Source organism: Streptomyces sp. NPDC048269 (genome assembly GCF_040652395.1).
In the GTDB taxonomy this organism is placed as follows: domain Bacteria; phylum Actinomycetota; class Actinomycetes; order Streptomycetales; family Streptomycetaceae; genus Streptomyces.
Genome location: NZ_JBEZLW010000041.1, coordinates 24,303 through 36,487 on the forward strand (window position 1 = coordinate 24,303; position 12,185 = coordinate 36,487).

The 12,185-nt window shown below is 70.3% G+C and carries 4 protein-coding genes; 3 read left to right on the top strand and 1 reads right to left on the bottom strand.

The genetic code is table 11. The features are described 5' to 3' along the window. Window position 1: 1 nt before the first annotated feature. Window positions 2-2,173 carry a UvrD-helicase domain-containing protein gene (locus AB0D48_RS30005; RefSeq protein ID WP_362403790.1) on the top strand — a complete coding sequence of 724 codons (2,172 nt, stop codon included), beginning with the start codon at window positions 2-4 and terminating at the stop codon, window positions 2,171-2,173. Between the two features lie 80 nt (window positions 2,174-2,253). Here the strand turns inward: AB0D48_RS30005 and AB0D48_RS30010 are convergent, their stop codons facing one another. Continuing rightward, window positions 2,254-8,304, bottom strand: coding sequence for an AAA domain-containing protein (locus tag AB0D48_RS30010; protein WP_362403792.1), 6,051 nt, complete (start codon window positions 8,302-8,304; stop codon window positions 2,254-2,256). A 319-nt stretch (window positions 8,305-8,623) separates the two neighbouring features. On the opposite strand from AB0D48_RS30010, the gene AB0D48_RS30015 reads away from it, so the two are divergent. Then, the gene (locus tag AB0D48_RS30015; protein ID WP_362403794.1) at window positions 8,624-9,463 is read left to right on the top strand and encodes a hypothetical protein; all 840 of its coding nucleotides are present in this window, start codon (window positions 8,624-8,626) and stop codon (window positions 9,461-9,463) included. 107 nt (window positions 9,464-9,570) lie between these two features. Beyond that, on the top strand, window positions 9,571-12,117 hold the full coding sequence (locus AB0D48_RS30020) for a DUF262 domain-containing protein (RefSeq protein WP_362403797.1): 2,547 nt from the start codon (window positions 9,571-9,573) through the stop codon (window positions 12,115-12,117). Window positions 12,118-12,185: the final 68 nt, after the last annotated feature.

Below are 12,185 nucleotides of genomic sequence, written 5' to 3' on the forward strand. Positions count from 1 at the left end.
CATGCCCCGCCTCGCCCTCTCCGACGACTTCGTTGCGGATCTGATCTCCCTGCAGAGACCTGTCCAGAAGGAAGTCAACGGCATGATCCAGATGTTCCGAAGCCTGACCGTGCCTCAGCTCCATGCCAGCAAGGGAATGCATCTGGAGAAGCTCGAGGGGGCACGTGACCCGCGGATCCGTACGATCCGGGTCACCCGGTTCTACCGCGGGGTCCTCCTCGCCCCGGACGACGGCAGCGAGCTGTTCACCCTGCTCAGAGTGGCACCGCACGACGAGGCCATCAACTGGGCCTGCAAGCGCGCCTATTCGGTCAACGGTGCCACCGGAGGCCTGGAGGTGCGCAACGTCGAGGCACTCGAACAGATGGAGACCTACTTCGAGACGAAGGCGGTCCAGACCCCGACCCGGCTCTTCGCGCACCACTCCGACACCGTGCTGCGTGACCTCGGCATCGACGAGCAGGTCCTGCGACTGGCGCGCGTGTGCGTCACGGCAGACGACCTGACGGTCATGGCGCCTCCCATGATGCCTGCCGACCAGTACGAGGTGCTGGAGTACCTGGCGGCCGACTGCTCGCCCCAGGACGTCTGGGAGCAGCTGATCGCCCCGCGCGGGCAGACGGTGCGCACGGCGGAGGACCGGCCGGCCGTCACGCTCAGCGAGGCGATCCTCAACACGCCCAACCGCATCGTGGAGGTCACCGGCCCCGATGAGCTGGAGCGGATCCTCACCGAGGACTTCGTCCGCTGGCGCGTCTTCCTGCATCCGGCACAGCGCCGGTACGCCTACCACCCGGTCTTCAACGGACCTGCTCAGGTGACCGGCGGTCCTGGCACCGGCAAGACCGTCGTCGCCCTGCACCGGGTACGGCACCTGCTGCGCACCGGACGCGAGGGCGACCGGATTCTTCTCACCACCTTCACCAACGCCATGGCAGCCGCCCTGCGGGACAGCCTGGCCCTCCTGCTCGGCGACGCCGACGCGCATCTGCTCGACCGCGTGGACGTCACGACGGTGGACTCGCTGGCCGCCCGGGTCATCCGGGAATCCAGGGGCAGCTCGCCGAAACCGCTGTCGGCGGCAGCGGAGAAGAGCGCGTGGGCCCGCGCCGCCGCGGGCGAGGACCTGCCCTGGTCGGAGCGCTTCCTGTCCCAGGAGTTCCGCAACGTCGTCCTGGCTCAGGGTCTGCGGACGCCCGAGGAGTACCTGAGGTGTGTGCGCAGGGGACGCGGCACACAGGTGGGGCGGGTGCAACGGGCCCGGCTGTGGCGGGTCATGGAACGGTTCACGGGGGATCTGGCCTCGCGCGACTGCGCGACGTACACCATGGTGTGCGACCAGGCCGCCCGGGTTCTGACCGAGCGGGGGCCGCGCTACCGCCACGTCGTGGTGGATGAGGCACAGGACCTGCACCCGGCCCAGTGGCGGGTGCTGCGTGCCTGTGTGGCCGAGCAGGCCGACGACCTGTTCCTCGTGGGTGATCCCCATCAGCGCATCTACGACTCCCGGGTCTCGCTGCGGTCCCTGGGCGTCAACGTGCGAGGACGAACGTCCCGGCTGCGCCTCAACTACCGGAGCACGGAGGAGATCCTGCGCTGGTCCGCGTCCCTCCTGGACGGTCAGCCGGTGGGCCGGCTCGGTGAGGACGACGAGGACGAGGGCGGCCAGGACTCGCTGCGCGGCTACCGCTCCGAGCTGCACGGCCGCGTTCCCGTGGCCCGCGGCCATGGAAACCAGGACGACGAACTGCGCGCTCTGGTGGACCAGATCCGCACGTGGGTCGACCAGGACGGTGTGAAGCCCTCGGAAGTGGCGGTGTGCGCCCGGTTCAACACACTGGTCGACGCGGTCATCGCCCGCCTGCGCCGGGAGGGCATCCCCGCCGTCGCGGTCAAGGACGACCCGGGGCCCACGGCGTCGGGTGTGCGCGTGGCGACGATGCACGCCATGAAGGGACTGGAGTTCCGCTGTGTGGCCGTCGTCGGCGTGACGTCCAGCGTGCTGCCGTTCGCTCCGCAGGTGACGCCGGCCGACGAGGACGCCGTGCAGCACCGTTCAGATCTCCTGGCCGAGCACTGTCTGCTCTTCGTGGCCTGTACGCGGGCGCGCGACGCGCTGGCGATCTCCTGGAACGGTGAGCGGAGCCGCATGCTGGACCCGGTCGCCGGCTGAGCCGCGCCGGGCTCTGTCCCGCGGACCGAAAGGCGGGTCCGCGGGACAGGGCCCCTCGTCTCACAGCGCCGTTACCTCGATCAGACGCGGATCTCCCGCACGACGACCGTGCGGATCTTGCCCTGGGAGGCGTCGTACGAGATCTCGCGTCCTCTCGGCTGCCAGGTCAGGGCGTGCCCGAGCGGAGAGGACGGAGACACGATGTCCGCCTCCTCGGTGGGCAGTTCGGCGATCGTGTACAGCGTGGCCTCGTCCACCTGGCCGTCGAACTCCAGGCGGAGCAGCGCGCCGGGGATCACGACATCGGGGACAGCCCCTTCCCGCCCTACGCTGACGGCGTCGAGGAAGGTCCGCAGGAAGGCGAGGCGCTTGGTGCGCCGGTCGCGCTGCTCGGCCTGGGTCTTCCTGAGGAAGACCAGCTGGGCCGCGTCCGCTCCTTCGGGGGTCTCGTAGGAAGCATCGACTGCCGCCTGCAATTGCTGCACTTCGCGAACCAGCCGCTGGAACGCGGCGGCGGGTATCTCTCGAACCGGCAGGTGACTCGGCGCGGTCGTGCCGGTCGGCCGTGCGGAGGGTGCGGGCGCGGGCTCGGGCACCGCCGCCCCAGCCGCCCGTGTGGCAGCCACCCTGCCGTCCGCGGTGGAGCGCGGCCGCGTTGAGGTAGGCGTCGCCCGTCGCGCCGGACCACTCAGGGACGCGCGCGGGTCCGTGGCTCTGGGCGCGGGCACCGCCTCCGGAGCCGCCGCCGTTGCGGTCGGCGCTTGTGCTCGCGCCGTGTCCCGGCGCCCCGCCCCACGGCTCGGTGCGCCCCACGGCTCGGCGGGCACGCCGTCACCCACCACCGCACCGTCACCGGCCCCTGTCCCGGCAACGTCACCGGTCTCGACCAGGCGCTCCGCCTCGGGTACGTCATCGCCGGTCGCTGCCGCACCGCCGGTCGTCGCGTTGCCGATCGGCTCCGTGCCGTCGGGCGCGGCATCGTCTGCGGTACCGGAGTCTTCCGGCTCTCGTCCGACCGGTTCGATGCCCAGCCGTTCCAGCGCGGCCCACAGCGGGGCCAGCGACTGCTCGCGGTCGAGGTGGAAGCGACTGCCCCGGATCCGGACGAACGTCCAGTCGACACGTTCCAGGTCCCGCTGTCTCGCGGCCGCGGTGGAGGCGTCTTCACCCTCGGCGAAGGCGTCACCGTCGCAGGCGACCGCGAGGCGACGCGATCCGCCCTCCACGACGAGGTCGAGGGTGTGACGGCCGACCCTGTATCCCGGACGGACCCGGTGGCCCCGCGCCGTCAGTTCCAGGTACACCTTCTGCTGGAACAGACTGTCGAACGATTCGTGCCGGACGTCGGACAGGACCTCGCCCTCGACCGCGATGCCGTCCTCCTCCACGGGACGGGAGAGGTGATCGAGCCACCGCCGGCGCAGGTCGTTCTCGTGGAACTGTTCGGCCCGCGCGCTGTGGAACACCCACACCTGGTCCTGGGCGCGTGAGGCCGCCACGTTGATGCGCTGCTCGTAGGTCTTGCCGTTGAAGCCGCCCGGGACCGTTCCGGCGGCCGTGGTCGCCGAGTTGACGAACGAGACGAACATGATGTGCCGCTCGTCGCCCTGGAAGTCCTCGGCGTCACCGACCCGGATGCGCCGCTCCTCGCGCTGCTCGTAGTCGAGGCGCTCGGCCAGCAGGTTCTCCAACAGCGTCAGGTGTCCCTTGCTGGCGCGGAGGCTGATGACGCCCATCGTCTTCCCGTCGTACGCGGGGTCGGCACAGCAGCGCACGATCGCGTCGACGAGGGCCTCTGCCTCGGCGACGTTGGCCAGCCGGGTGTTGGCACCGATGGCTTCGCCGGTCTCCACGTACACCGTGCGGACCGGGGGCAGGCGGTCGGCGCCGTACTGCCGCAGGGGCAAGAGATCACGGTTGTAGCAAAGGTCGTTGGAGAAGGAGATGATCTCCGGCATGCACCGGAAGTGCTCCTTGAGCATGAGTGTGCCGCGGCCCGCCGAGAGTGCTTCCGTGAGGTCGAAGAAGCTGGACTCGGGGCCGAACAGGCTGCGGACGTCCGGTTCCAGCGCGGTGAGCAGACGGTCCCTGAGGTGGAAGTACTCGTCCTGCTTGAGGCCGACGTTGGACGGGCTGACCTGCTTGCTGTCGCCGACGACCACCATCCGGTCGGCGAGCCAGCTCAGCAGCATGGCCTCCAGGCCGGACTGGCTGGCCTCGTCGACGATGACGACGTCGAACAGGCCCGGCCTGTCCATGGGTACGGTCTCCGCGACCTGGTGCAGGGGCATGATCCAGGCCGGCACCGCCGTCTGCGCCTTCCGCAGGGCGGCCTGTGCGTCCCGCCGGTAACGATGCTGGTACTTGCCCTTGCTGCGCCGGGCGGCCTGCTGGTAGGCGCTGAGGGCCCGGGACTGATCGCCGGTGAGCAGGCCGAGGCAACGGTGCCAGGCGCGGGCGGAGGCGAGCCGCGCGAGCATGATGCGGGCCTCGTCATCGGCCTCCGTCAGCCGTCGGCGCAGTGCCCGCTCGGCGTCGGGGTCGGTCAGCCGCTCCATGCGGTCGCGCCAGGCGGTCCAGGCCCAAGCCCCTTCGAGCGAAGGCAGCCTGGCGTCCCAGGCGGTGTCTGCGTGCGTGCCGCAGATCCGCTCGGCAAGAGCCGGGAACGCCTCACGGACACGAGCGAGGGCCAAGTCCTGTTCGGCTCGAAGCCGAGCGGCCTCGCGTACCTCGGCCATCTCGTCGCTGAACGAGCGGTAGCCCTCGGGGTCCCGGTCGCGGACGGCGCCGAGGGCGCGCACCACGGCGGGCGACACTCCGGACCGGTCACCCCAGGCACGCAGGGGTTCCTCGGTGTCCGCGATCACCTTGCGCGACTGCTCGGCCGCTCGCAGGGTGGTCGATGCGCGCAGCAGGACGCGTACGGCGTTCTCCACGGACGGGTCGTGCCAGCCGGCGACCGCGAGTGCGGGGGAGGTGGCCGCGGCGGTCAGGACGTCCGTGCGGGCGGCGGCGACGGCGAGCAGCGCGTCCAGTGCCTCCGCGTCCTGCCGCAGCCGCGCGAGTCGGGGACCGTGCCCCTGCCAGGCGGTAACGGGCGTGCCCCACTCGGACTCCACCTGGGCCAGGCGCAGTTCCAGCTGGACGCGGGCGAGGACGACTGCCGACGTCGCGACGTCCTCCGGCGCCCGTCCGTCGACCCGTACGCTCTCCACGAACGCGCCGACCGTCTTCGCCAGCTTCGAGCGCATGCCCAGGGGCCCGCGCAGCTTCTGCCCCTGGCCGAGACCGTCGTGCAATGCGGTGGCGTGGGCGAGCGCCGTGGCCGGGTCGTACTGCTCCAGCCCGCTGACCATGGCCGTGCCCAGGATGGCGCGCGAGCTGTCGACGGCCGCCAGGGTGTCGGAGACGGCGGCGCGCCGGCTGCGTGCCTGCCAGTCCTGCCCCTCGGTCACCTGACTCAGGAGCAATGCGGCCCAGTCACCGGTTGCGACGGCGAGAGCCGCGGCGCGGGCCCGGGTGGTGGAGAAGGCGTCCAGCGCGGAGGACAGCCGGTGTTGTTCACCCTCACCCAGGCTCCTCACGGCCGTGTCGTACTCCGCGCACAGCGAGTCCTCGCGGGCAGCCGCATGTGCTTCCTCGGCCGACCGTACGATGCGCACGGCCTCCTCGAAGTCCCCGGGGGGCGGCAGTTCGGAGGGGCCCGGCACGTCGGCCGCCAGGGCCCGGTGGTGCGGTGTGTACGCACGGGTGGTGTGCAGCAGGCGCAGGGCCTCATCGGCGCTGAGGGCGGGCTGTTCCTGCGGGACCGGGCCCAGCCAGTCGTACCGCTCCCCCTCTGCGGTGAGACGCTCGGCGATCTCCAGCAGGGTGCCGGTGTAGTCGCCTATCTCCGCCTCGAAGCGGTGGGTCTCCTGTTCGCGCAGTGCGGCCAGGTCGCGCAGCATGGCCTGCTGGGCGGCGCGGGCTTGGGCGAGGCGGGACTGGAGCGTCCGGATTCCCTTGCCGGAGGCTTTCGCGTCATAGCCGGCGTACTCGCCGAGGATCCGCTGTACGGACGCCTCCAGTTCCCGCTGGGCCGCCGCGCCGTCCTCGGTGCGGCTCACGCACAGGTCACGGATGGACTCCGGCAGCTTGTCCCGCAGCACGCGCAGGGCGCGCGGGGTGTGGCTGGTGATGAGGACCCGCTTGCCCTGTGCGAGCAGGTCGGTGACCAGGTTGGCGATGGTGTGCGTCTTGCCGGTGCCGGGCGGCCCCTGGACGACGACGAGCCGGTTGGCGCGCAGGCGTTCGGCGATCGTCCGCTGCTCCTCGTTTGCAGGCAGTGCGAAGTACATCTCGTCGCCGGCCTGCGGCGTTCCGTCGTCCTCCGCCGCCGCGAGATCCGCCGCGGTCAGCGCGCCGTCCCGGCCCGCGATGTAGCCGAGCAGTGCGGTGGGCGGCGTGCCCGCGTCGATCTGCCGGGCGATGGCCTTGAGGGCGTCCATGGTGGAGCGGCGGCTGCGCTCGCGCAGGACGAGTGCGGGGGCGAGTCCCACCTGTGGGACGTCGAGAGTGCGGGGCTTGGCGCGCTCAACGGTCGGCGCATAGCTTCCCGCGCTGTGGGCGGCGTTGATCCAGCTGCGCAGGGCGGTGTGTACGGCATCGAGATGTTCGGGGTCGGTCACGTCGGAGGCACCCTCCAGCACCTCGACAATCGTCTCGCGCACGGCGCCCGGCACGTGCTGGGCCCCTTCGAGCATGCCTTCTTCGAGTTCCAGGCCCGCACCGGTGGGGTCGGGAGAGGCGGTGAGAGTGCCGGTGGACGGATCGAGCCGGATGGCTGCCCGGTGCGTGATGAGGTGCCGTTCCACCCGCTGGCCGGAGGTCGTCTGCCAGGTGAGCCGACCGAGCCCGAGCACGAGTTCGTACGCCTCACCGAGGTTCGCGGCGTCCTCGTGCATCTTGTGCAGCCGGTCGTACAGCCTGACCACGGGGTCGATCGCGCGCCGCCGTTCCGCCCAGGCGAGCCATTCCTGTTCCCAGGCGGCGTACAGCTTCTCGATCTGCTCCCGCTGGGGGTGTTCGTCCAGCTCGTGGTAGGTCTTGTCGAGGGGGATGCCCCGGGACCAGTCGGGGAACTGGGGGTCGATACGCCGACGCAGGTGCGGGGCGCGACGCTCTTTGAAGTCACGGATGCGGGTCTCGTCCACCCAGGGCGCGAGCAGAGCCTTCGGGTGTGGCGCGTCCTCACGTTCGGGGCGAGCGACGGTCAGCCAGGCCGGGTCGTCCCCGGCAAGAACGCCGTCGATCATCACCTCGACGCCGTCGTCGTCCGGCAACTCGTCGAACCACACGGTGCCGGCCGCCCCGTCGAGCGTGCGCACGGGGCGTGTCTTCGATTCCTCGGCCTCGGCGAGGAACCGGAAGACCTGCCGGACGCGAGCGGCGTCGAGACCCTCGGTGGAGTCTTCCGGGATCAGTGATCGGGTGCTTCGACGTCCGGGGCCGGTCGGCTGGGGCGGGACGACCTCGGGCACGGCCGGTGCGCTCGCTCGCTGCTCTCCTGCGGCCGAGACCGCGCGCCCGGCACCGTTGACGGTCTGCGGGGCGTCGTCCGGCTCCGCGAACAACGATTGCTGCTGCTCGCCGAAGAGGACGGACTGGTCGTACGCCATCGGCACGGGGGGCTCGCCGGCCACCGTGCCGGCGGCCGACGCCGTGCTGAACGTGACGCTCTCCCGGTCACGCCCCGGGAAGCGGACCTCGACGTCCAGGTCACCGGCGGTGCCGGCCGGTATGCTGTAGGCCCACGTGGCGGAGGCCCTGCGCCCCGCACGCAGGGTGCCCTTGAGCCCTTCGTCGAGCACGTCACTGCGGTAGTCCTCCACCTGACGGCCCGTCTTGCCGTACGGCCCTCCCCGCACCAGGAGGGTGACGCCGTCGAGATCGAGCGGCCGCCCGGTGCCGTTGCTCAGGTACACGGTGCAGCGCACCAGATCGTCACCCTGCCGGTACCCGTGACTGTCCTCGACATCCGTCAGTACGTAGGGCACGACGTCGTCCACCCGCACATACAGGTCGTCGTCGTACCGGTAGACGGAACCGACCGGTCGCAGACCCTCGCTCAGGCCGCCCTCATCCTGACTCACACGCCCCACCCCACTGCTGCTGAGGGCCATCCGGTGGCCCGTCCGGTCATGCCGCCCCGACCACCACGAGCCCGATCACGAGGACCCCCGGCGCGCGGAATTGAGTGTGAACTGAGCACACATGGCGAGCGTATCAGCAAAGCCGGCCGTCCAGTCCGCCATGACCGCATCCGCACCGATCGCCGCCCACGAGCGTCCTCGACGACGCCGACCAGCCTGCAAAACCCTCGGAATGTTCCGCCAGCGAAACACGTTGACTTAGTTCACAGGATTACCGCAAGCTATCCTCGACGTCACCCCGAAGGAAGGTAGAAGTGCCATGCACATGCAAGTGGTCGACGTATCGCCGCAGTTGGCGGCGCAGTGGCTCACCCGCAACACCAGCAACCGGCCGCTCAGCAAGAGCACGGTGCAGCAGTTGGCCGGGCAGATCCAGCGCGGGGAATGGCAGTTGACGCACCAGGGCATCGCCTTCGACGAGGACGACGTTCTCATCGACGGACAGCATCGCCTGGCCGCCATCGTCAAGGCGGGTGCCACCGTCCCCCTGACCGTCACGCATGGCGTGCCGCGCACCGCGTTCACCGTGATGGACACGGGCCGTAAGCGCACCGGCCGGGACGCGCTGACCCTCGCGGGTGAGGCCAACGCGACCCACCTGGCGGCAGCCCTCCGCGGACTGCACCTGTACCGCAACGCACCCAACTCCGCGTGGAGCGGCGGATCGTCGGTCACGAGCAACGACCAGCTCCTGAACCTGCTCGGCGAACACCCCGGGATCCGCGACGCCCTGCACCACGGCATCGCGCTGAACCGGGGCTGTCGTATCACCGTCACTGCCGCGACGATCGGCTGGTACGTCACCAGCGAGGCCCGCCCCGACATCGACCAGTCCTCCTGGGAGGCGGGCGTCGTGACCGGTGCCCGACTGGAGCCGGGCGACCCGCGCCTGACGCTGCGCAACACCATGCTCAACCTGGCCCTGGGCAACGCGCTCCGCCGCCGCGACGACTCGCGCGAGCACCTGCTCTACTACCTCAAGGCGTGGAACGCGTGGGTAGAGGGCCGCACCATCAAACTGCTGCGCCGCTCCCCCAACGAGACGATGCCCCGCATCTCCAACCGTTCGTCCTTGGGACCGGCGGACAACGACGCCTGAAAAAGCATAGATTCAAACGGACAACTGTCCCTGGTCCGCGAGAGACATCGGACGTCAACGGGTTGGGCCTGTACACCCGTCAGGGGTGCCGTAGCAAAAGGAGGCGCATGCGCGCCCAGGAGATCACCTTCCTGAAGCTCGTCCAAGGGGACAAGCAGTTCCAGGTGCCGCTCTACCAGCGCACGTACAGCTGGGGCAGGGAACAGCTCCAGCGGCTGTGGGAGGACATCGGGGAACTCGTCGCACAGCACCTGGCCGGCGAGCCGGCCGCGCCGCACTTCCTCGGCTCCGTGGTGCTCGCACCCGGCCAGATTCAGGCGGGCGGAGTGCAGAGATGGCTGGTGGTGGACGGGCAACAGCGGCTGACCACGCTGATGCTGGCGTTCACCGCGCTGCGCGATCACCTGAAGGACACGGGTGACGCGCGCGGGGTGGACCGGGTGCACCGCCAGATACTGGTCAACGAGTTCCACGAGGGCGCGGACCACTATCGATTGCTGCCCACACAGGCGGACCGGATCGCGTACACCGCCTGTGTCCAGTCCCGGGCGGACGCCGGCGGAGGCGACAACATCGGGGCTGCCTACCGGTTCTTCCGCGGTGCGCTCACCGAGGGCCACGAGACGGGCGACGCGCAGTGGGCCGCCACGGTCGAGACGGTGCTCAAGGACCTGCTCTCCATCGTGGAGATCACCGCCGAGCCGGGCGACAACGTGTACCGGATCTTCGAGTCGATCAACAACACGGGCGTCGGGCTCAGTCAGAGCGACCTGTTGCGCAACTACGTGTTCATGCTGCTGCCCAAGCGAGGCGAGCGGATCTACCAGGAACTCTGGCTGCCCATGCAGCAGAGCCTCGGCCCGAAGAACCTCGAACTCCTCGTCTGGCTCGACCTGGTGGTACGCGGGCACCACAAGACCAAGCAGAGTGAGATCTACCGCGAGCAGCAAAAACGCCTCCTGCCGCTGGCCGGCGACGAGGAGGCGCTGCAGCGCTGGATCGAGCAACTGGCCGAGCGCGCGAGGCGGTTCCTACGCATCGTCGAACCCGCCCGCGAGCAGTCTCCCGTCCTCCGCGCGGTCCTGGAGCGCCTGGCCTCCTGGGGCGGCCAGACGCACTACCCGCTCGGGCTGCACCTTCTGGACCTCCTCGCGGTCGGCAGGACGACGCCCGAGGACGCGGCGCGGGCGCTGGGCTACGTAGAGTCCTATCTGGTGCGACGCCTGATCTGTCAGACGCCGACGAGCGGCCTCAACCGAATCTTCATGGACGCGCCGAAGGAGCTCGAGACCGACCGGTCGGCCGCCGAGGCGGTGAGGCGTTTCCTGTCCGGTCGGCGACGGCGTTGGCCGAGCGACGAGGAACTGCGCGAGGCGGTCCGCGCCAAACCGTTCTACTGGTCCGGACGCCCTCCACAACGCAGCTTCATCCTGCGCCGCCTGGAGGAGAGCTACCGCGCCTCCGAACCCGTGGACTTCGTCAAGGCATCCCTCAGTGTGGAGCACGTCCTTCCGCAGCGCCCCGCTCCCGCGTGGTTCGACCTCCTCGCAGAGGAGACGGAGCCCGACCAATCTCCGCAGGAGCTGCACGACCTGCTGGTGCACACGCTCGGAAACCTGACGCTGACCGGTGACAACGCCAAACTTTCCAATCATCCCTTCGAGCGAAAGCAGCAGATCCTCGACTCCAGTGCCCTGCGCATGAACCTCGAGATCGCCTCGGCACAGCGCTGGGGCAAGGCGCAGATCCTGGAGCGTGCCGACCGTCTGGCCGACCGCGCCGTGGAACTGTGGCCCGGTCCGATCGGTGGGGTCAAGCCGAGCGGTGAGGAATCGGCGGGCTGGACAGAGCTGCGGGCCGCTCTGGTGGCGATGCCGAGCGGCACCTGGACGACGTACGGCGATGTCGCCGAGCTGATCGGCAGCCACCCGGTGCCCGTCGGGGCCTACCTGGGCGCCAACACGAGCGTGCTCGGCGCCTACCGTGTCCTCACCGTCGAGGGCAGGGTCTCCCCGTCGTTCCGCTGGGCGGACGGCAGTGACCGGCCGCCGCCGCAGGAGCTGCTGGCGAGCGAGGGAGTGCGCTTCGACTCCCTCGGGCGGGCCCACCCCTCCCAGCGGCTGTCCGCCGCCGAGCTGGCCACCCTGCTCGGCAGAGAGGTGACGCAGCCCGCCGCACACGACCCGCTCCCCGAGGGGGAGGATGCGGCGGCGGCCGAGCGGTTCCGCGCGCAGTTGCGGGAGAACTGGCCTGCCGCGTACGCCGGAGTCGAGGCGGTCCTCGATTTCTGGCGCCGCCAGGGTGGTCATGTCACGTACGGCCGGTACGAGGAGACGAGCTGCTTCCCCATGCTGGACCTCGGTACCAGCCGTCGGCCGCACGTGATGTGGCCGGTGGGGATCTACCCCGTCAGCGGAACGGTGGAGGTGGTCTTCCAGTACCTGAAGACTCGCAGCCCCTTCGACGACACGGAGCAGCGCCGGGAACTCCTGAACCGCCTGAACAAGATCGACGGCGTCGACCTGCCCGAGGCGAAACTGGAGCTACGCCCGTCCTTCCCGGTCAGGGTCTTCGCGGAGCACGGCGACGAGATCCGCGAAGTGCTGGACTGGTTCATCGGGGTGGCTGCGCTGGATCTGGCGCGGAGGAACTGAAGACCGGCGCTGCTCGCAGCGGGCTGTCGTCGCGTGCCCCGCTCCGTCGGCTTCGGCCGACAGACCCA

Coding starts and splice junctions, on each gene's coding strand:
- AB0D48_RS30005 (WP_362403790.1), top strand. CDS start 2: ATGCCCCGCCTCGCCCTCTCCGACGACTTCGTTGCGGATCTGATCTCC.
- AB0D48_RS30015 (WP_362403794.1), top strand. CDS start 8,624: ATGCACATGCAAGTGGTCGACGTATCGCCGCAGTTGGCGGCGCAGTGG.
- AB0D48_RS30020 (WP_362403797.1), top strand. CDS start 9,571: ATGCGCGCCCAGGAGATCACCTTCCTGAAGCTCGTCCAAGGGGACAAG.